Genomic DNA, 21,619 nt, shown 5'->3' on the forward strand with positions numbered 1-21,619 from the left:
GCCTAAGTTATATAAACCTGAGAATTACTGCATATCTTTATTGATATCCATTTTTTTAAAAATGCTTTTACAGAGACGCTGAAGTAATGTTGCGTCCTGGGTGATGATTTCTGCATCCGCGAGCATTCCGTTTCTGAGATGAACATGCTTTAATATGGGCGATAATCCGGGGTTAAATTCAACTTTTGAAGTAAAGCGGTTTCCGTTGTCGGAAATATCATTTATCATGCTGATTTTTCCTTTAATCAACCCGTATTCTTGTGATGGGTACCTTTTTAATTTAATTAAAACGTCCTGCCCCTCTTTAACTTTAATCAATTGGTCCTGTTGGATTTTCATTTCTCCATAAAACTGATTGTTTCCTGAAGAACTGATCTTTAATGTTGTTTTCACGATATCGGGATAACTGATGAAAACAGAAAGAGAAAGCATCATCACCAGTAGTATAAAAAATAGCAGTACGCCCCATCGAAGTAACCAGGGAGGTATAGTAGTAATGATTTGCTGAATTTCATCGCTATGCACATTATCTTCAGTTTTTGCGTTGTATGGGGATAGCATTTTTTATGGTAGCTGATTATTTTCCTAATTCCAGTTGATTTTTAACCAAATGATAATAATTGCCTTTCAGGTCTGTCAGTTCCTGATGTGTGCCCTGCTCGATGATACGTCCTTTATCAAGCATAATAATATTATCAGCATGGCTAACGGTACTCAGACGATGAGCGACTACAATTACTGTACGGCCTACAAAAAAATGCGATAGGTTTGTGGTAATCACTCCTTCGTTATTGGCATCCAGAGAATTGGTTGCTTCATCAAAAAAAAGGTATTCCGGATCTTTATATATCGCTCTGGCAATCAGGATACGCTGCCTTTGTCCCTGGCTAATTCCGATGCCTTCCGCACCAATTTTTGTATTCAGGCCTAGTGGTAGCTTACTGATAAGATCCTGGATATTGGCAATATGTATGGCGTTTTTTAGTTTGGTAAGATCAACGTGATCCTCGCCTACAGCTATATTTCGTTCTATGGTGTCAGAAAAAATAAAGCCGTCCTGCATCACCACCCCGCACTGGCTTCTCCACGTTTTAAAGCCAATACTATTTAACGACTTTTCCCCTACATTAATTTCGCCCGTTTCCTGTTTATAAAAACGAAGTAATAATTTCAGGATAGTGGTTTTTCCACTGCCGCTCATGCCCACAATAGCTGTTATTTTACCCTGTGGCACAAATAAATTAATCTGGTCCAGTACGGGTTCGTTTCCTGCACCCGGGTATCGAAAGGTAAGGTTGTTTAGACTGAGACTCTTGTTTGCAGGTAATTCAGTACTGAATTCTTTCTCCGGAGGTTCTTCTTCCTCCAGCTGATGGATTTCATTTAGCCGCTCCAGACTGATTTTGGCATTCTGAAATCCCTGGATAAAACCTAAAAATTGTTGTATAGGATTATTTAACTGACCAACAATATATTGAACAGCGATCATTCCGCCTAAAGTTAACTGTCCTTCGATAACTGCTTTTGCACTTAGAAAAGTGATAATTAAATTGGTAGATTCATTGATAAACGTTGATCCGCCCTGCTGGTATTGTGTTAAGGCGAGATCTTTTACCTTCAACTTAAACCGGTTTGCCTGGAGGTGTTCCCATTCCCACCTTTTTTGGCGTTCAGAGTTGTTAAGTTTGATCTCCTGCATGCCATTGATGAGTTGTACCATACTGCTTTGATTTTTTGAAGCGATATCAAAATTCCTGTAATCGAGCGAGCGGCGCCTTTTAAGAAAGGCCAGTATCCAGGTGATATATAAAACCATACTGCCAATAAAGACAAAGAGGATGGTTGTGTTGTAATAAGCCAGCACGATAGAAAATATGATCAGGTTAAATGCAGAAAATAATGTGCTTAAAGCGGAGCCTGTGAGGAAACTTTCTATGCGCTGCTGATCGTTCATTCGCTGCATAATATCACCAGTCATTTTGGTATCAAAAAAACTGATAGGCAGTTTCATCAATTTGATTAGAAAATCAGTCAGGATGGAAATATTTATTCGGGTGCTCATATGTAATAAAATCCAGGAGCGTAAGAATTCTATGCTTACGCGACCTACAATTAACATGGCCTGTGCAATCAGGATAATGTATACAAAATTCAGGTTGCTGGTGTTAATCCCTATATCTACAATAGATTGGGTAAGAAAAGGAACCACCAGCTGAACCAGGCTTCCTATACCCAGGGCAAACAGCAATTGAATGACCAGTTGCCGGTAAATAATTAGATAACGTAATACGGGAGAAAGCATCAGGTCATTTTCTTTTTCATTCTTCTGTTCAAAAAACAAGGGGGTAGGAGAAAGTAATAATGCTATTCCTTCAGCTCTTTCCTGCTGAGGATGATCTTTGCCCAGCCAGTTTTTTTGAAAACTCGCCTGATCAAGCACGATGAAGCCAGCACCAGGATCGGCCAGATAATAGTTATTTCTTTTTATTTTATAGAGAACAATAAAATGATTTTGCCGCCAGTGTAATATACAAGGTAATTTGACCTCTTTAAGTTCTTGAATATTGATATGAACAGCTGAAGAATCAAAACCGATTTTTTCAGCAGCATCATTGATCCCTAAAAGGTTAACCCCTTCTTTGTTTATACCGCACAACTGTCTTAATGTTTGCAATTTGAAATTGCGACCGAAGTATTTAGCAACCATTCGCAAAGAAGTTGGCCCGCAGTCCATCAGGTCGGGTTGCCGGTAAAAGGGAAATGACATAGTTTGATTGAAAATGTAATACAACTGGCTGTCTTTTTTATTGACAACCAGTTGATTTAAGATTGATTAACAATTAATAAGCAATTTATTAACCGAAAAAAATTAGCAATTGCCAGGACTAACGCTTACGAAATCACCTGTTTTACATTCATTGTCGCCACATGGGTGAAGTTCCATATGTGTAACACCATCAACACTGCAAAATACCCACTGATCACCTACAGGGATACCACCAGTTACATTTTTCATTTCTTCTCTGCTTAATTTTTTTTGAGTTTTCATATTACTAAGTTTAGTTGAATTCCATAATCGCTATGGGCACGGCATGCAGGATAAAAGGGCATGCTCCTCTACTTTTGGCCAAAGAGTTTCTTTTTGCTTATAAAAGCATATATTTTAGATTTAGAGACGTGTATAAATCAGGTATTTGTCTGCCGTTGATCAGCATGGTGGGCGTGTGTTTTACATTGATCATTTTACACCATTCATGCTGCTTTTCCAGTTTACAATAATTTGCGGGATCTAAATTAACCGGGTAAGCTTTTGACCAGTCGGCATAATTTTTTTTCTTTCCGGAATGCCAGTCCCGCAGTGCATTTGCGATTATACTTTTGTCTTCCAGTTCATTTAATGCCATTAAGTGACGGACAATGGATGTATTGAGGTTATTGTCATTGTTCTTTGAAGTAAATACAATGCGAACCTGTAGGTCGTCCCTATAACTTAGCCATTCCTCCAGTTGACGGTGCATTTTGCTGCAGGGATTACATTGCGGGTTACTTACCATCGTAATGATCTCCTCTGCGTCCATATTTCCCAGTACTATAGACCATTCCTGATCAGGCAAGGCATATTTTGGCTGTTTTTTTAAGGCGTTGTTGAATAATTCTGAATTATACCTGAATTTCCTCAATTGTGATTTGATTTCCGGTAGTTCCTGTAATTTTTTGAAAAGAGGTTTTGTAATTTGCCAAATTGTGGCGGGAAGCAACAGGCAGGTCAGGAGGTTAATCACAGTGATACTACCGGGAAAATGAAGTGGCAATTGGAAATAAGAAACTAAAGGAATAAACTCCAGCCATAACAATGCTTGAATGGTACAACACAAAATGCACCATTCTCTAGCTATCCTTGCCTGATAATATATGGAGTAGATGGTGTAAGGTAAGCTCAGTATATTTAATATTGCCAGGCATTGCAGTATATTTATGGACTGGCTGTTGAAAAGCAATGCGAGCCAGGTCCCGGCGAAATAAAAAAAGCCGACTTCACTCCAGGTTAATCCCAGAAAAGCCTGTGCTGCTTGAGAAGATAAGATTGCATTACAATTGGTTTTTCCACCTGCAGCACACACTGCTTTTACCAGTAGGTTATCACTATCTAAACTTTGTATAAGCAGTAATACAGCAGTAGTGAGGCCCGCTGTTTTTAATAATATTAATGAAACAATTTGCCAGGATAGGGTGTGACTATAATTGGTGTTGGTAATGATTTGGGCGATAAAGATAACTGCAAGTAGTACCAAAAAGGCGGGGTTGCTGACTGAATTTTGGAAAGAAGGTTTTATCGGTGTTTTTTTTGAAACCACCTCATCGCCATCCTCAATGGTAAGTACAATGTTATCAAATAACTTGCTGAATTCTGATATGGAAAGTCTTTTAGATTTATAATTCTCATTGGAAATCGTTACAGTCTGTTCGTTAACAGTTTCTACAACTAAGAACTCACTGCCTGCAGTTTTTGTATAAGCAATAAAAGGTACGGAAACTTCCTGTATTTCGTTGCTGTTTATCTGATAAGCAGAATTTTTAATTTTCAAATAGGTGAAAACATCACTTAATGCAAGCAAACTCGGATAATCAGGATGTATATCCAGCTCATGGACTATCTGATTGGCTGAGATGGGTAATTTTAGAAGGTTGATAAGGAGTAACGCACAGGATTCGATATTTTTAGGCATCTATTTTACGTTTGGTAAATACAAATTCGATAAGATTATTAACAATTGCAAATATTTTGCGATAAATATTAAATTATTTTTAATAAATACAATATATGTAACATTATTATTGATATAAAAATTAAAAAATGGATAATATTTGTTAATTGTATATTTAATTCGTATTAGTTAATGATGGTTTCCCATTATTCTTAACGATTGTGCAAAACGGCTGTCGTTAGGATCCTTTTTTACTATTTCATGAATTCACAATGCCGCTTTCTATCCATCGATTTCTGACGTGTTGCAGATCCCGGGTCTGCCGGAAAACGGACGGTAGAAAACCCAGTGAAAACCCAATGAAAACCCAGTGAAAACGCACACAAAACCCACTAAATGTGTGCATTTTCTGTGCGTTTTCACTGGGTTTTTTCTTTGTTTAATTTGTGTTTTTATCCGTCCGCCTCTGGAAGTGCTTCATTCCATCAAAGCTATTGTAACAGTTTAATGAAACTTTGTCAAATAATTTCCAAACAAGGGCAGGACAACGCTGTTTAATCTATATTTACAAAAAACAAATAATTATGATCACTCCAGAAGATATTACCCCATTTAACGAAGATGAAGCAGACGATCAGGTGAGTCAGCAAGATGTACAATCTGATGGAATAGATCCTATTCCTGCATCTGAAGATGATAAAGAAGCATCTGATTTGGACAATTTATCTCAGGCAGACAAAGCGTCTGAATCTTCTTTTACGCTTAATGTAGATAAAGGTATTGCACCAGGAAAACCAGACAGACAATAGTAGCCTGATCTGCTTTTTAGATAATGAATATCAATACTTTCAACGCATTTAAAAGTCGGAATTACAGACTGTATTTTAGTGGACAGTCAATTTCACTGATTGGGACATGGATGCAGAAAACTGCAGTAAGCTGGGTAATTTATTCAGAGACACACTCTAAATTTATGCTCGGTCTTACGCTGTTTGCCAGTATGTTCCCTTCTTTTATTTTTTCTTTTCTGGGTGGTGTAGTTTCCGACCGCTATAACCGTTATAAGGTGCTGCTGATTACCCAGATGGCCTCTATGGTACAGGCTGTATTGCTCACCCTGCTGATTTTTTTTAAACACTATTCTGTCTGGGAAATTATTGCATTAAGTGCATTGTTAGGTTTAATCAATGCCTTTGATGTACCTGCAAGGCAGTCATTGGTTTATGAAATGGTTGATGATAAAGCTGATCTGCCCAATGCACTGGCACTCAATTCATCGATGGTTAACCTTTCCAGGCTGATAGGGCCGGGGCTTGCTGGTCTTGCGCTAGAGACTTTTGGTGATGATATTTGTTTTGGGCTAAATGCGGTTAGTTTTATCGCAGTGATCGGTTCCCTGCTGATGATGCGTCTGCCAAAATTTGTAGATAAAAAGATTACCAAAAATGTACTGGATGAATTGAAGGACGGTTTTGCCTATATCAAAAGGACTCCTTCCATCGCTTTTGTTTTATTAAATTTAGGCTTGATCAGTCTTTTGGTCCTGCCTTTTAATACCCTGATCCCGGTATATGCAAAAGATATTTTCAAAGGTACAGCTTCTACTTTTGGCGTAATTGACAGCATGATTGGTCTTGGCGCTTTTTGCGGGGCCATTTTCCTGGCTTCTTTAAAACCAGGACATAATTTGAGAAGGATACTGGCTATCAATACCCTGATTTTTGGTGTAGGACTAGTACTTTTTTCGCATAGCACTTATTACCCGATAGCATTATTATTTGCTGTTATCTCCGGTTTTGGAATGATGTCGCAAATTACCATTAGTAATACGCTTATCCAGACAACTGTAGATCCCAGTATGCGCGGAAGGGTGATTAGTTTTTATGCCATGGCTTTTTTTGGAATGCAACCATTGGGCGGACTGCTTATTGGTGCAGTATCTCAAAAAATTGGTACGCCTGATACTGTTATGATTGAGGGGATCATTACCTTAGTTATTGGCCTTACCCTCTTCCGGGTGCTGAGAATCAATGCAGCTAAAAAGCTCCATGATGCCCAGGTAGTAGTACCTGTTGAGCCACAACAATAAAATATTTATTTTTTACTGTAGCGTTTTCCTTTTGACATGCGTTTAACTGTCAATTGGGTTAATTTTCAAAGCGACTGCACATTCATATCAGCTTCTTACCGGAGTTTTCCATAGGTGTGTTTTTGTTTTTCTCTCCTGGTGACCATCATCAGGTAGATTGATCTCCGGTCTGTATCCTCTGGGTGTGCAGCTCGTTTTGAATGATAAAAAACTACCATTACACACAAATGGACGCAAATGCCTCTCAGTTTTCGAACTGAGGGGCTTTGTTATTTAACAGGTTTTATTTGATCACCGGACTTTCTGGCGGGCCGAGATAACTTTCCGGGATCTGCCTGGTTTCCACTACTATTTTTTGTAAAACTACACCCGGATTGACCATCCGGAATTTTAAGGTGTGAACACCCTGGTTTTTGACCAGATGTGTAGAGGTGACTATGTTAATGTTTTCACTCACATCTGTTTTCCAGTCCCTTCCTTTAGTGTCGCTCATATTCATCAGCTGTGGTGTTTCATCATCTATAGAAATCGCATAGAACAAACCTTTGGTATTGCTGAAATCCAGGGAGGGAGAAAGATAGGTGCTGATCTTAACCTTTCCGGCCTGGAGCAGGTTAATCTGGTATTCCAGGTGCGGACTTTCAGCATGAGGCGTTTGAATAGCCGCAGTTACAGGATATGGTGCTACGGCAGATAACGTCCTTCCATGATCGGGCAGGATTTTCCACGATATTGTTTTGGAGGAAACCGCTTTCGAAAAATGTGCTGCCTCCATTGAAATATAACCATTTTCTTCCTGAAATCCTTTTTTAGCGAAGCTGTGCAAGGAATTTACAATCTCTGCCAGTATTTTAACGCTAGTTCCATTGTCTGATTTAATGATGATCGGCACAGCGGTTTTCCCGGCTGGTGCTTTAGAAAAATCCACGCTCACCAGTAATCTTTCTTCAGTAGTAATATTTCCTTGTATGCTGCTCACCCTTACCCAGGGCTGTGCAGTGTTAACGGTATAATGGAAAGGTTTTTTACCCCTGTTAAAGACTTCTATATAGGTTGTTTTTGGATCTTCGCTGTAGAAAGCAGGCAGCAGCGCTGCTATTTTTGATTCTGGCCACCAGGAAGCTGAGCCCTCAATGGCCACCCCCATATCAGCATTTTCAGGCAATACAATTTCCTTTAATTCTGGTAGTTTATTGCTTTTTGGTTCCTGCCAATAGGTATAACCAATATGTGTCTGATCCATCATATGGTTCCATTTTCCTCCTGATAGTTTCGTATTATAATAGGTGGTTATAGCAGCATCATTCTCGAATAAAGCTTTAGCTTGTGCTGCCATTAGTGGGGTCGCAGCACGTCCCTGGGTAGCATAGAGTTTGTTTTTTGCAACAGCGTAGTACAATGCATTCAGGTTGGCATAAGCAAGAACCGGATGCAGTATAAGCTGGTAATAAGCGTCCCTGGCATTGGCCGGTATTTCTTGATATACCGTTTCGGCATCTTTTTTTAATTGATCGTACTGTACAATGATATGATCAAATTCCCTGTAATTGGTCAGGCTATAGGTGTTTTCATTCAATAGCTCCGGTTTTCTCCTGGAGCTGTATTTTCCATATCTGGAAAGGATAGACGCAATTTGTGCCGCGTGAGTTTTTCCGAACTGTTTTTCTGCCCACAAAACGGTATAGTTTTCCAGTTGATCAGCAGGCCATTTTTTTGGTGACCAGGCATAGTCGAGGAAAAATTCGATAGGAAATTCCATCGGCTTCAGATCGCCTACATTAACGATCCATATTTGTTTGGCACCATACTCATAAGCCAGGTTCATCTGTTCCCATACCCTTGGAAGCGGGTTTGTATTCAGCCATTTGTAATTTCTTGGGTCGCCTACATAATCAAAATGATAGTATATGCCATAACCTCCGCTTCTGGGTTTTTCTGCTAATTTTGGCAGCTTCCTGATGTTTCCCCAGTTGTCATCGCACAGCAGCAGGGTAACATCATCCGGTACGCGCATGCCTTTATCATAGTAATCCTGTACTTCTTTATACAGCGCCCAAACCTGAGGTGTGGCTGCTGTATCTTTTTGTGTAACATCTGCTATGATCTTTCGCTGGTCTTTCACGATCTTTTCCAGCAGGGCGATATTACTGCCTTCAGACATGGGTTCATCTCCATCACCACGCATTCCTATGGTGACGATACTTTCATTCTGGCCCATTCTGCTGATCCCTGTAGTCCAGAAGTTTCTTAGTGATTCTGCATTGGTGCTATAATTCCATGCCCCTTTATTCCCATATCTCCGCCATTCATCATGGGCACGCATCAACGGCTCATGGTGCGAGGTGCCAATGACTACGCCGTATTCATCAGCCAGCTGCGCATTCATGGGATCGTCATCATAAAATGCACTTCCCCACATAGCGGGCCATAAGTAATTGCCTTTTAATCTCAAGATCAATTCAAAAACGTGGGCATAAAATGTATGGTTAAAACCGCCAAATTTTTCTTTGGTCCAGCCGGAGAGGGCGGGAGCCTCATCATTTAAAAATATTCCCCTGTATTTTACCGCGGGTGTACCCAGGCTATGTTTACCCGGAAGGATATACAATTCTTTTTGTTTTACCACTGGAACATCTGCCCACCAGTACCACGGAGATACGCCTATTTTAGCTGATAAATCGTAAATCCCGAATATTGTTCCTCTTTTATCACTGCCGGCAATTACCAATGCCTGATCTATTCCGGGAGAAGGATGATCCACTACCTGGATCAGGAAAGTCTCCCATTTTCCTTCGATACCTGAAACTAAAAGCTTTTTATCTTTCACCAGCTGATCAATTTCAGGGTTCTTTCCCAACGTACCGACAATGACTACCCTTCTTCCTTTAGGTGAAGCACTGGTAAAAAACTGCGGAGATAGCCCTGTCACCATTTTTATATCGGACTGCAGGTTTTTTGCCGCTAAGATCACTCCCGGAAAATCCAGACTGCTCACCTGTAAAGGCGCAACGCTGTTTCTGCTGGCTAAAGCAAATTTCCCTTTCCCGTTTTTTGATGACACATAAGTTTCTCTGTCTACTGCCAAACAATGCTGGTCGGCTGCAAACAATAAAAATAGGGTGAAAAATAAAGTAAATGCTTTCATTGGTTTAAAATTTTATCACTTCCTGGTAAGCCTTTTTTGGCTGAAGTTGCTGGTTAAACAATAATGGATAATTTTTTCGCCCGCTAACCGGGTACTCATCCAGCCAGCTGTGTCGATCAGATACATTCCAGAAGGTTACTCCGGTGATCTCTTTTTTGTGATCTCTGAGTACCTTAAAGATGGCTGCATATTTTTCGGCTTGTTTTTGTTCGAGCGCCGGGGTAAAACGGTCAGACTCGCCAGGGCGGAGCTCTCTTTTATTCTTTTCCCATGGATAAACGGAAACATCAAGTTCTGTAACCTGCACCTGCAATCCTAATGAAGCATATTTGGTAATTGCGTCAGACAAATCTGTGGCGCTGGGCTCGTAGATAGACCAATGGCCCTGCAAACCAATACCATCAATAGGTACGCCTTCTGCTTTGAGTTTTTTTAGCAATTTGTAAATCCGGTCTCTTTTATCAGGGCGTTCCGTATTGTAATCATTATAGAATAACAAGGCTTTGGGATCTGCTTCATGTGCATATCTGAAAGCGCTGGTAATGAAATCTTCTCCGCAGATCTGATACCAGGGTGAATTGCGTAGAAATTTACTGCTATCATCATCAACAGCTTCATTAACCACATCCCAGGCATATATTTTCCCTTTATATCGCTGCATAACAGTAAATATGTGCGACCGAAGCCTGGCGAGAAGAACTTCTTTTGTTACCCTTTTACCATTAGCATCCACAAAAAGCCAGGGCGGTGTCTGTTCATGCCAGCATAAGTTATGTCCTCTAATTCTTAGTCCGTTTGACTGTGCGAAATTGACGATGGAATCCGCATCTGTCCAGTTATAACGATTCTCTTCGGGATGGATAGGTTCCATTTTCATGGCATTCTCAGGAGTTAAGCTATTGTACTGCTGGTTAATTAATACAGCCTCCTGACCCGAGAGGGATTGGGGCGATACTGCTACTCCCATGTAAAAATAAGAACCGTATACATCTTTTAATCCTCGTTTTGGTGCGCAGCCTGTAATCAATATCAGGGCTGTTGCTGTAAAGCATAAAACCAGGCTTGGTAATGCAACCGATTTCATGCCGAAATTTTCATTTCTCTTGTTATAAATTTTACTCATACGGTATTTATAATTGGTTTTTATTCGAGGTACATGATTACTTCATCATGCAATTAATCGTTCTTAATTTACTATTGGTGAATGAATAACCTCACAACAGCTAATATACAACAGATAATCTTTTAAAATAATTTGTGTTCTATAGTGCTGAAGCCATTATAGCTTACAAAAAATAAATTTATGAAAAAAAATTACAATCGATTGCAATATTGAAAATTCTTTCTACATTTATCTCGATAACCAAATATATTACCCTGTGCTTCAAGATTACCCGTGACTAATTCCGAATTAAGCAGTAAAGCGCACAGGTCTAAAAAAGACTATTTGTAAGAATATTTTGTGTCAAAAATTATGCAATAATCTCTACACGCCTAAAAAACCAAAACCAAATATTAAACCAAGATTATGGAAAAAATCAAACTCATTAAATTGTTAAAGACAATATTTATACTGTTGTTTTTAACTTTTTTATCAGCAAACACATTTGCCCAGAATTTCACTTTGAAGGGGAAAGTGACAGATGAAAAGGGTGCTCCGCTTCCGGGAGCAATTGTCAGGGTAAAATCAGGAACAGGGAGCACGTCAACAGACACCAGGGGTTTATTCTCACTGACTATCCCGGGGAAAGAGGCCACTATCGTAATCTCTTATATCGGTTATTCCTCCAAAGAGATACCGGCTACTTCAGCGCAAAACATCAATGTTTCCTTAGCTCCGGAAGCCAATAGCCTCAATGAGCTGGTAGTAGTGGGGTATGGTACCCAGCGTAAGCGCGATGTAACAGGTGCCGTAGCCTCTATCAGCGCAAGCGCACTTGCCGAAGTACCCGCTACCAATGTGATCAACCAGTTAGAGGGACGCGTAGCAGGGGTAGATATCCAGTCGAGCAGTACACAGCCCGGCGCAGCCGGCCAGATCCGCATCCGCGGAGAGCGTTCATTAGGTGCTACAGGGAGCCAGGCCAACGCACAGAACGGGCCATTGATTATATTAGATGGTATTCCTTTTGTTGGTGGCAGCATCAATGACATTAATCCAGATGATATTGCTACGCTGGATATCTTAAAAGATGCGTCTGCTACAGCTATTTATGGATCAAGAGGTGCAAGCGGTGTAATCATTATCACCACTAACAGGGGCAGGACAGGTAAAGCCGTAATCAGTTATAATGCTTATTACGGGGTAAGCGACAGAACTGAAAGTTTTAATTTTATGAATGGCCAGCAGTACGCTGCTTTTAAACAAACTGCGGCCACATTAAACAGTGTAAATCCTGGCGTAACCGCTTATCCTTTAACAACTGCGGAACAAACAGGCTTGGCCAATGGTACCAATACCGACTGGCAGAAGATCATCTTTCGCACAGGATATGTTAACAACCAGAACCTTAGTATTACAGGAGGAACAGAAGCTACTCAGTTCTCCCTCAGCACGGGTTACCGAAAGGAAGAAGGAATAGTTTACGGTCAGGATTTTACCCGTTATACGTTACGTGCTACAGTAGATCACCAGGTGAGCAACAGAATTAAAATCGGCGGATCAGTATCTGCGGAACTCGGGGTAACCAATGGTGCCGACAGGTTCCCTGTAGGCGGTTCGCTTCGGATAAGCCCCCTGGTTTCTCCTTATAATGCAGATGGTTCTGTTAACCTGCTTCCTTCACTGGGTTCTATAGATGCCGTTACTGTTAGCCCCTTAACCATCAGGGATAAAAGTGCAAATACCGACCAAAGCAGAAGGCTGAGTACGGTGAATACTTTATATGGTGAATTAAAAATCATTGATGGTTTAAAGTACAGGGCTAATGTTGGCCTGGGATATTATAACACCAATGGTGGTATGTATACCGGTCCTAATAATTTTTATAATACGGCCACATCTTTTAGCCAGTCCACTGAATCGGTAAACGCCAGTGAAAATTATAGTTATACCATTGAAAACATGCTTACCTATGATAAAACCTTTAACCAAAAGCATCACCTAACGGTAACAGGTTTGTATAGTGTTGAGCAGGACCGTTTCCAGAGTAATAGTTTTAATGGCATCGGCATACCCGCAGATTATATCCAGAATTATAACCTGCAGCAGGCGGCCAGCGTAACGGCAGGTCCTGGTGGATATTCGCAAACTGCATTGATCTCTTATATGGCCCGTGTAAATTATGTGTTCAATGGTAAATATTCGTTGACGGCAACTGTCAGGGATGATGGCTCATCTGTATTTCCGAACAAAAAATATTTTGTTTACCCGGCTTTTGGAGCTGCCTGGAATGTAGATAGTGAAGATTTCATGAAAAGCATTAACAATGTGGTATCTGCTTTGAAAATACGCGGCGGTTATGGTAAGACATCCAATCAGTCGGTGAGTGCTTACTCTTCGGCCGGTAACCTGGCCAGTAACTTCTATAATTTCGGCCCCGTAGGAAGTCCTGGTTCTGCAGCTAACGGTTATTATTTGAATAACCTCGCCAACCAAAACCTGACCTGGGAGTTTACCAATCAGGTGGATATAGGTTTGGATTTTGGGTTGTTTAAAAACCGTATTACAGGTACTATTGATGTTTACAGCCAGAAAACAAGCGATATTTTGCAAACAGTAAATCTACCCTATACCAATGGCGCCACGCAATATACTGCCAATGACGGCAAGACCCAGGGCAAAGGGTTAGAGATCTCTATCAGTTCAGCCAATATAAAAAGTCAGAACGGCTTTAACTGGTCGACAGATTTTAATATCTCCTTTAACAGGAACAAAATTGTTTCCCTCCATGATGGAATCCAGGAAGATATAGGAAATAACTGGTTTGTAGGACAGCCTTTTAATGTGATCTACGACCTGAAAAAAATTGGCATCTGGCAAACCAATGAAGCTGCCCAGGCTGCTGTTTACGGAGAGAAACCAGGACAGATTAAGGTAGAAGATGTAAACCATGATGGTAAAATCAACGCCAGTGATTTACAGATCATCGGTAATTTCCAGCCTGATTTTACAGGTGGTATTACCAATAGATTCAGTTATAAGCATTTTGATCTGTCTTTTGTTACCACAGCCCGGATAGGACAGAAGATCCTGGTTCCTTACCTTTCAGCCGATGGTAGTGCCCAGGGGTATCCGTTTTTCGGGAATGGCCGTGTGAACCAGTGGAATGTAAACTATTGGACACCAACCAACCCAACCAATGCTTTCCCTGCACCCGATGCAGCGAATGATAAACAGATTTATGCCTCTACTTTAGCTGTACAGGATGGCTCATTTATCAGGGTGAAAAGTATCAACCTGGGTTATACCTTCGCTCAAAAACTGTTAAAATGTTCTGGCATCAGTTCCTTAAGGGTATATGCTACCTGTACCAACCCTTTCTTTATCTGGTCGCCGCTAATCAACAGTGGTTTGGGTATCGATCCCGAGGGTAACTCTACCGGAGGCGCTGTTTCTTCGACAGTAGCTACAACTACTCCTGTAGCCGGTGGCGGGGCTGCAGGTACTACAACCAGCCGTGCGATTACATCTAATTTAAACACTCCGCCGATACGTACTTTTCAGTTAGGCGTAAGCGTGAAATTTTAAAAATATACAGATATGAAATTACATTATAACATTTCTTTTATCATCGCAGCTGCGGTACTATTAAGTACGGGGAGCTGTAAAAAGAGCTTCCTGGACGAACAGCAGCATACTGCTTTAACACAACAGTCTTTTAGTACACCGGTAGGGGTAATTGGCAGTATAACTGGTGTGTATGGTACTTTACGAGGGCTTTGGGGAACTGAAGGATTTACCAATCAGCTGGTTGGCGGTACTGATGAAACACTGGCAGGGGGCAGCACAAGTTCAATTTCTACCTTTACTTATCAGAATTTAGGTCTTGACGATTATAAATACCTTGTGCAGAATGCCTATCAGGATATCAATACCCTAAATGGCGTGTTGTTATACGGCACAGCGATTACAGATGCTACCCAGCGTACGCAATATCTGGCACAGGCAAAGTTTTTACGTGCCATGTTCTACTATTATATGGTGGTGAATTTTGGATCGATGCCGCTGCATACCAGCTATATCACTGATCCGACAACTTCTGATACACGTGCACCGATAGCCGATATGTATACGCAGATCATTAAAGACTTTACGGAAGCATCTAAAGAATTGCAGGTTACACCAGGACAGCCTTTTGGCGGTAAAGCAGCCACACAATCTACAGCACTCTACTTTTTAGGGAAAACTTACTTAACCAGGGGATGGTCTAAAGCTGCTCAGCCCAGCGATTTTGCTACTGCCGCTTCAACCTTGCAAAACCTGATTGATAACAGGGCAACTTATGGGGTAGATTTATGGCAGGATTTCGGCGATGCCTTTAAACCGGCCAACGATTACGGTAAGGAGACTTTGTTTGTGATCGATGAAAGCAATGATCCTAAATATGGTAACTACGTGCCGGGTGCTTCGGGAGGGAATTTGAATGTGACAAATTTTCTTTTCCGTCCTAATTACCCATCTGTACTGGCTAACTTTCCTGCTGCCGGAGGATCTGCCTTAATGGTACGTGACCTTCCCAATGGCCGTCCTTTTATCCGGATCAGGCCAAATACAGATTATATGCTGCACGTATTTGCTGAAAGAAGTAATGACAGCAGGTTTGATAAAACTTTTCAAACTACCTGGATAGCGAATACAGCTGGTGTGGTTACGCCAAGAGGAGCATTGACCGTTAGTGTGGATACCGCGATATGGACACCGCCATTTGATCCCGGCGCAGCCAAAAGAGCATCTTTTAAGGGTGTTATTTTCCTGCCACCGTCAATTGCGGGTACAACGGCAAATGCCTATACCCCAATCATATTTCCATCGATGAAAAAATATGACGACCCTAACCGGGCTGCTGTGAATGATCCTTCAACACGCCCTTTTGTGCTGGCCAGATTTGCCGATGTATATCTGTTGGCTGCTGAGGCTTACTTTAAGGCTGGTGATTCTCAGAAAGCGGCAGACATGCTCAACATATTACGGTCGAGGGCTGCTTATAAAACAACCAATACTGCGGCCCAGAATACGGCAGCAGTGACGGCGATGCAGGTCAATGCCGGTCAGATAACAATTGATTTTATACTGGATGAGCGTTCTAGGGAAATGTATGAAGAATGTACCCGCTGGTGGGATTTAACACGTACACAATCTTTAGGACACAGATTGCAGTTGTATAATTCGGAAGCTTACCCGGGTTATTCGGCATCTAGTCCACCGGATGCTTATTCGCTTCGGCCAATACCTGTTTCATTGATCAACCTGGTCACCACAGGCCCGGCCTTCCCTCAAAATCCGGGATATTAATAAATTTATAAAACATCAGCAGGTATAAACCTGCTGATGTTTTGTTTTCGTGGTTTAACCTTATAGCTGATTCCTATGAAATCAAATTTTAAAGGTATTGCTTTTTTATGTACAGCTTTTTTATCTATAGTACAGTTTAGCAATACCGGGGGCAGGCTTAATCCAAAAGGGCGAGTCTTTACCATAAGGAGGGGCGTCCGGCCTTATCATTTACAACCGATAATCATTAACCAAATCAGATGAAATATGAAAAAAATCTTTTTCTGTTATCTGCTCTCTTTTCCTATAGCTGCCCTTGCGCAGAACGGAGCAGCCGTATCCGGAAACTATCCGCCGCCAGTTAATTTTACAGCGGCACAAGACCATCAGAACATGATGGATCAATTGGGAATAAAGGCTTTAAGACCTGGTCCTAGTGGTGACAATTCTGCACCAAACCATGCCAATTATGATGAATCTCTGGCTAATCCCTATCCAAATCTGCCTGAAGTACTGATTTTAAAGAATGGTAAAAAGGTAAGTACAGCTGCGGTATGGACCAATCAGCGGCGTCCTGAAATCCTGGAGGATATGGAAAGGGAGATATATGGGCGTATCCCCAAAAATGTGCCCAAAGTAAGCTGGCTGGTTCAAATAAAAGAAAAAGAAATGCTGGGTTTTACACCGGTTATCGCTACCCAGCTGGTTGGACATGTAGATAATTCAGCTTACCCCCTGATCGATGTAAATATAAAGATGACCCTGGTTGTCCCTGCCAATGCAAAAGGCCCTGTTCCGGTATTGATTATGTTTGGACATAGTGCCCTTCCGGCACCGGCGCAACCCACAGAAGAAAACCTGGAGCGGATCAACACGGCAATGAAAGAATTGCTGGTTAAAAATGATCCGGGGTTAAAGGCTGTTTTTGAGCAGTATCCAGCTTACCATCCTATCCCTTTGCAAGTGCCCGCTTTTGGAAGTTTTTCTGCGCCGAAAGGGCCGGCAGGAGATCCGCCATCCACACAGCAGCTGATTGCTGATGGCTGGGGATATGTACTCATTGACCCTGCCAGTATACAGGCCGACAATGGAGCTGGTTTAACCAGGGGGATCATTGGGCTGGTTAAAAAAGGGCAGCCGCGTAAGCCAGACGCCTGGGGGGCTTTGCGTGCCTGGGCATGGGGAGCTGCAAGGGCTTTGGATTATTTGGAAACCGATCCTGCAACAGATGCAAAACATATAGGCATTGAAGGTGTTTCACGTTATGGAAAAGCTGCATTGGTGACGCTTGCTTTTGAACCACGTTTCGCTATGGGCCTTATTGGTTCATCCGGTGAGGGAGGGGCTAAGCTAAACCGGCGTAACTGGGGCGAGGCTTTGGAAACGTTAACGGATTTTGAATATTACTGGATGGATGGTAACTTTATGAAATATGGTGCTTCTGATGCCGTTTTTGGCAGCAGGACGGCTAATGACCTGCCGGTAGATGCGCATGAGCTGATAGCTTTGTGTGCACCACGCCTTACGTTTATCAGTTATGGTTCGCCCGGTAACGGAGATCCCAAATGGCTGGACCATCAGGGAAGTTATATGGCTGCTGTAGCTGCCGGTCCGGTATTTAAATTGCTTGGGGCAAAAGATCTGGGGGTATCCAATGATTACCATACGGAGAAAATGCCTCCCGTAAATGTGGGTTTACTGGATGGTCAGCTGGCGTGGCGGCAACATGATGGCGGACATACCGATGCACCGAATATGAAGTATTTTATCCAATGGGCCGATCAATTTATTGGGCATAAGAAATAGCATGAATTAAAACCTATGAATTTTAAATACCTGATTTTTCCTGTTCTTTTGATTTCTTCCTTCCTCACGAAAGCGCAGGAAACACATGTATTGACCAATCCTGTTCTCTCGGGCTTTTACCCTGATCCCAGCATTTGTAAGACAGGAACTGATTATTATTTAGTGAACTCAACATTTGCTTATTTTCCCGGTATCCCTGTTTTTCATAGTAAAGATCTCAGTCACTGGAAACAGGTGGGCAATGTGATCAGCAGGCCTTCACAAATGAATTTTCTGGGTGACGGTGTGTCTCGCGGATTATTTGCCCCGTCTATCAGTTATGATAAAGGAACTTATTATGTAGTTTGTACACTGGTAGATCACAAGGGGAATTTTGTGGTAACAGCAACAAATCCTGCCGGGCCATGGTCAAATCCGAAATGGATACCAGAAGTAAATGGGATAGACCCTTCCTTGTTTTTTGAGGGCGATAAAGCTTATATCGTTTACAATAGCGACGCTCCCGATCGTAAACCTTTATATGAAGGTCACCGAACCTTGCGGTTATATGAACTTAACCGGAAAACACTGAAAGTTAAAGGTAAAGAGATCTTGCTGGTAAATGGCGGGGTAGATATCACCAAAAAACCGGTATGGATTGAAGGGCCTCATCTTTTTAAACATGAGGGTTATTATTACCTAATCGCTGCAGAAGGAGGAACGGGAATGGATCATTCTGAAGTTGTGTTTAGAAGTAAAAACGTTAAAGGGCCTTTTCTTCCCTATGATAAAAATCCGATCCTTACCCAGCGCGATCTAAGCCCAGGACGTGAGCATCCCGTAACGTCTACCGGTCATGCTGATTTTGTAACCGGGCCTGATGGTAAAACCTATGCCGTTTTCCTGGGGACAAGGCCTTATAAAGGTGATTATTATAACACAGGGCGGGAGACCTTCATTTCACCGGTAAAATGGCTGAATGGATGGCCGGTAATTACTCCTGAACATACCGCTATTAAAGACAGCTATCCGGTTACTTTTCCTGCTGTACCTCAAAAAGGTGCTTTGCCGATGAATGGTAGTTTTGCCTATACCATCTATTTTAAAAAAGTACTGAGTTCTCAGCTACTATTTTTAAGGACCAATAACGAATCCTGGTATAGCTTAGCCGAAAAGAAGAACCAACTTACCATGAAATTATTACCGGCCACCTGCATGGGTACCGGAAACCCTGCATTTATTGGTAAGCGGCAGCAGCACGCCATTGCATCGGCCACTGCGGAAATGGATTTTAAAACGCTTAAAGAAAATGAAAAAGCCGGTTTACTGATCTTTCAAAATGAATATCATTTTTACTACCTCTGCAAATCAATTGATAAGGGGAAAACTGTAATCCAGCTGTACAAAGGAAATGAAGCCGGTAAAAACATGGAATTGATTACACAATCATCATTGAACGGAGGAAAAGATAAAATTGAGTTGCGTATAGATATCAATAAGGACCGCTGCAGTTTCTTTTATGCAGAGCAGCAAGAAGATTGGAAATTGTTAAAACGTAAGCTGGATGGTAAGTATCTGAGCACGAAAGAGGCAGGCGGATTTGTAGGTTCGTTATTTGCACTGTATGCTACATCTTCGGGCGAAACTACCAAAAATAAAGCCGGATTTAGCTGGCTGAAATACAGCGGACAAGACGATTTGTAAAAGTATAATCCATAAAAAAGAACCGTTCTCTATATTAGAAAACGGCCCTTTTTTGTAGTTGTGACTACCAGAATATACTGTAAAGTGCTACAATCACACCTACGATCAATAAAGCACCAACCGCAAAGCCGGGGCTGGTTTTGAACATACTCCTGTCGATTTCCAGTCCTTTAGGGTTAGGGCTGTTTCTGTTTTCAAACAGACTGATCACGATCATCGAAACGATACAGATACCAAACACAAAACCCATCCTGTCAAGGAAAGGTATTTCATATAACATACTCCCATCTTTTTGCTCTACCAATTTAGAAAACCCGGAAGCGCTTAGCCATTGTAAATTGGCAAAAGAAGGCAGGATTTTAAAGCCTACAGACATCAGGAAACCGCCAATTGTAGCAAATAATGCTGCATTTGAAGTTGTTCTTTTCCAGAAGAACCCTAAAATAAACATGGCGAAGATACCCGGCGAAACGAAACCGGTATATTCCTGAATAAACTGGAAACCTCCTTTTTTGTCAATCCCCAGCTGCGGGGCAATAATAATACCCAGGATCATAGCAACAATTACCGTAATCCTTCCCACAATCACCTGTTTGTTTTCGTCCGCATCTTTGTTGATCACTTTTTTATAAACATCCAGCGTAAAGATGGTAGCAATACTATTTGCTTTACCAGCTAATGAAGCTACTATGGCTGCGGTTAAAGCGGCAAAAGAAAGGCCTTTTAAACCGGCCGGCAGTAGGTTCAGCAATACCGGATAAGCCGAATCTGCATTCAGGGAACCATCTTTCATCATATCCAGACGGAAAGAGCCGGCTCCTTCTTTGTACAATACATAAGCGGCAATACCAGGTAAAACAACGATGACAGGCATCAGTAATTTCAATGCGGCGGCGAATAACAAGCCGCCCCTGGCAGTTTTGAGGTCTGCACCCAACGCCCTTTGTGTGATGTACTGGTTACAGCCCCAGTAGTTTAAGTTGACGATCCACATCCCGCCGATCAGTACCGATAATCCGGGAAGATCCATATAATGCGGATTTTCTTTGTGGAAGATCATATGGAAATGGTCTACAGCTTTCTCTTTCAGCAGACCCAAACCATTTAATACACCGGACGAACCAAAGTGCGTGGCCACCAGCTCCAAAGCCAGATAGGTAGTTGCCAATCCTCCAAGGATGAGGAAGAACACCTGGATCACGTCTGTATAACCAATAACTTTCATTCCGCCCAGGGTGATAATTACCGCAAAAACGGATAGGATATACATACAGGCCGTGGTGTTGATTCCTGAAATACTATTGATAGCCAGCGCACCAAGATATAAAATAGAGGTTAGGTTAACCACCACATAAAGCAACAGCCAGAAGATAGCCATGATCATGGCTACCGTGCTGTTGTACCTCTGACCCAAAAACTGGGGCATGGTGTATATCTTATTCTTTATATATACCGGAATGAAAAACGTAGCTACAATGATCAGGGTAGCCGCGGCCATCCATTCGTAAGTAGCAATAGCCAGACCCATGGTAAAACCAGAGCCGCTCATCCCGATAAACTGCTCTGCAGAGATATTGGAAGCGATCAGGGAGGCACCAATGGCCCACCAGGTTAATGAATCTTTTGCCAGGAAGAAATCTTTTGAATTTTCTTTCTGCGCCTGCTTTTTACGGTACACCGTCCAGCCGTAGAGGGCTACGATCAGGAAATAAACCAGGAAAACGACATAGTCATACTTGCCTAATGAATTCATAAGC

General features: G+C 41.8%; 13 protein-coding genes. 6 read left to right on the forward strand and 7 right to left on the reverse strand.

Translation table 11 applies throughout. From position 1 onward, the window contains the following. Nucleotides 1-24: 24 nt before the first annotated feature. The 4 genes from GSQ84_RS13145 to GSQ84_RS13160 form a co-directional block, all read right to left on the reverse strand. The gene (locus GSQ84_RS13145; RefSeq protein WP_158797731.1) at nt 25-561 is read right to left on the reverse strand and encodes a hypothetical protein; all 537 of its coding nucleotides are present in this window, start codon (nt 559-561) and stop codon (nt 25-27) included. Between the two features lie 16 nt (nt 562-577). Beyond that, on the reverse strand, nt 578-2,767 hold the full coding sequence (locus GSQ84_RS13150) for a peptidase domain-containing ABC transporter (protein WP_158797732.1): 2,190 nt from the start codon (nt 2,765-2,767) through the stop codon (nt 578-580). A gap of 102 nt (nt 2,768-2,869) precedes the next feature. Further along, nucleotides 2,870-3,049: a hypothetical protein gene (locus tag GSQ84_RS13155; protein ID WP_158797733.1), complete on the reverse strand. Its 180-nt coding sequence runs from the start codon at nt 3,047-3,049 to the stop codon at nt 2,870-2,872. Between the two features lie 97 nt (nt 3,050-3,146). Beyond that, nucleotides 3,147-4,727, reverse strand: coding sequence for a cysteine peptidase family C39 domain-containing protein (locus tag GSQ84_RS13160; RefSeq protein WP_158797734.1), 1,581 nt, complete (start codon nt 4,725-4,727; stop codon nt 3,147-3,149). Nucleotides 4,728-5,290: 563 nt separating this feature from the next. Here GSQ84_RS13160 and GSQ84_RS13165 point away from each other — a divergent pair. Both GSQ84_RS13165 and GSQ84_RS13170 read left to right on the forward strand, forming a co-directional pair. Beyond that, complete coding sequence (locus tag GSQ84_RS13165) at nt 5,291-5,515, forward strand: hypothetical protein (RefSeq protein ID WP_158797735.1); 225 nt, start codon at nt 5,291-5,293, stop codon at nt 5,513-5,515. 23 nt (nt 5,516-5,538) lie between these two features. Continuing rightward, nucleotides 5,539-6,795, forward strand: coding sequence for an MFS transporter (locus tag GSQ84_RS13170; protein ID WP_158797736.1), 1,257 nt, complete (start codon nt 5,539-5,541; stop codon nt 6,793-6,795). A 283-nt stretch (nt 6,796-7,078) separates the two neighbouring features. On the opposite strand, the gene GSQ84_RS13175 is transcribed toward GSQ84_RS13170, so the two are convergent. Together GSQ84_RS13175 and GSQ84_RS13180 are read right to left on the reverse strand one after the other, a co-directional pair. After that, nucleotides 7,079-9,940, reverse strand: a complete 2,862-nt coding sequence (locus tag GSQ84_RS13175; protein WP_158797737.1) for a glycosyl hydrolase 115 family protein — start codon at nt 9,938-9,940, stop codon at nt 7,079-7,081. A 4-nt stretch (nt 9,941-9,944) separates the two neighbouring features. Then, nucleotides 9,945-11,063 carry an endo-1,4-beta-xylanase gene (locus GSQ84_RS13180; RefSeq protein ID WP_254070855.1) on the reverse strand — a complete coding sequence of 373 codons (1,119 nt, stop codon included), beginning with the start codon at nt 11,061-11,063 and terminating at the stop codon, nt 9,945-9,947. Nucleotides 11,064-11,468: 405 nt separating this feature from the next. On the opposite strand from GSQ84_RS13180, the gene GSQ84_RS13185 reads away from it, so the two are divergent. From GSQ84_RS13185 to GSQ84_RS13200, 4 genes are all read left to right on the forward strand, one after another. After that, nucleotides 11,469-14,630, forward strand: coding sequence for a TonB-dependent receptor (locus GSQ84_RS13185; protein ID WP_158797738.1), 3,162 nt, complete (start codon nt 11,469-11,471; stop codon nt 14,628-14,630). 12 nt (nt 14,631-14,642) lie between these two features. Beyond that, nucleotides 14,643-16,394: a RagB/SusD family nutrient uptake outer membrane protein gene (locus tag GSQ84_RS13190; protein ID WP_158797739.1), complete on the forward strand. Its 1,752-nt coding sequence runs from the start codon at nt 14,643-14,645 to the stop codon at nt 16,392-16,394. A gap of 246 nt (nt 16,395-16,640) precedes the next feature. Then, on the forward strand, nt 16,641-18,179 hold the full coding sequence (locus GSQ84_RS13195) for an acetylxylan esterase (RefSeq protein WP_158797740.1): 1,539 nt from the start codon (nt 16,641-16,643) through the stop codon (nt 18,177-18,179). Nucleotides 18,180-18,194: 15 nt separating this feature from the next. Beyond that, nucleotides 18,195-19,862 (forward strand): glycoside hydrolase family 43 protein, encoded by a 1,668-nt coding sequence (locus tag GSQ84_RS13200; protein WP_158797741.1) that lies wholly within the window; start codon nt 18,195-18,197, stop codon nt 19,860-19,862. A gap of 64 nt (nt 19,863-19,926) precedes the next feature. Here the strand turns inward: GSQ84_RS13200 and GSQ84_RS13205 are convergent, their stop codons facing one another. Then, entirely contained in the window at nt 19,927-21,615 is a 1,689-nt protein-coding gene (locus GSQ84_RS13205; RefSeq protein WP_158797742.1) for a sodium/sugar symporter, read from the reverse strand. Between the last annotated feature and the right edge of the window lie 4 nt (nt 21,616-21,619).

This window comes from Pedobacter sp. L105, from assembly GCF_009765875.1.
Classification (GTDB): Bacteria; Bacteroidota; Bacteroidia; order Sphingobacteriales; family Sphingobacteriaceae; genus Pedobacter.

Bases quoted from the DNA above. Each gene is read 5' to 3' on its own strand.
- GSQ84_RS13205 (WP_158797742.1), bottom strand. From the start codon at position 21,615: ATGAATTCATTAGGCAAGTATGACTATGTCGTTTTCCTGGTTTATTTC.
- GSQ84_RS13200 (WP_158797741.1), top strand. From the start codon at position 18,195: ATGAATTTTAAATACCTGATTTTTCCTGTTCTTTTGATTTCTTCCTTC.
- GSQ84_RS13175 (WP_158797737.1), bottom strand. From the start codon at position 9,940: ATGAAAGCATTTACTTTATTTTTCACCCTATTTTTATTGTTTGCAGCC.
- GSQ84_RS13195 (WP_158797740.1), top strand. From the start codon at position 16,641: ATGAAAAAAATCTTTTTCTGTTATCTGCTCTCTTTTCCTATAGCTGCC.
- GSQ84_RS13155 (WP_158797733.1), bottom strand. From the start codon at position 3,049: ATGAAAACTCAAAAAAAATTAAGCAGAGAAGAAATGAAAAATGTAACT.
- GSQ84_RS13150 (WP_158797732.1), bottom strand. From the start codon at position 2,767: ATGTCATTTCCCTTTTACCGGCAACCCGACCTGATGGACTGCGGGCCA.
- GSQ84_RS13170 (WP_158797736.1), top strand. From the start codon at position 5,539: ATGAATATCAATACTTTCAACGCATTTAAAAGTCGGAATTACAGACTG.
- GSQ84_RS13160 (WP_158797734.1), bottom strand. From the start codon at position 4,727: ATGCCTAAAAATATCGAATCCTGTGCGTTACTCCTTATCAACCTTCTA.
- GSQ84_RS13185 (WP_158797738.1), top strand. From the start codon at position 11,469: ATGGAAAAAATCAAACTCATTAAATTGTTAAAGACAATATTTATACTG.
- GSQ84_RS13190 (WP_158797739.1), top strand. From the start codon at position 14,643: ATGAAATTACATTATAACATTTCTTTTATCATCGCAGCTGCGGTACTA.
- GSQ84_RS13180 (WP_254070855.1), bottom strand. From the start codon at position 11,063: ATGAGTAAAATTTATAACAAGAGAAATGAAAATTTCGGCATGAAATCG.
- GSQ84_RS13145 (WP_158797731.1), bottom strand. From the start codon at position 561: ATGCTATCCCCATACAACGCAAAAACTGAAGATAATGTGCATAGCGAT.
- GSQ84_RS13165 (WP_158797735.1), top strand. From the start codon at position 5,291: ATGATCACTCCAGAAGATATTACCCCATTTAACGAAGATGAAGCAGAC.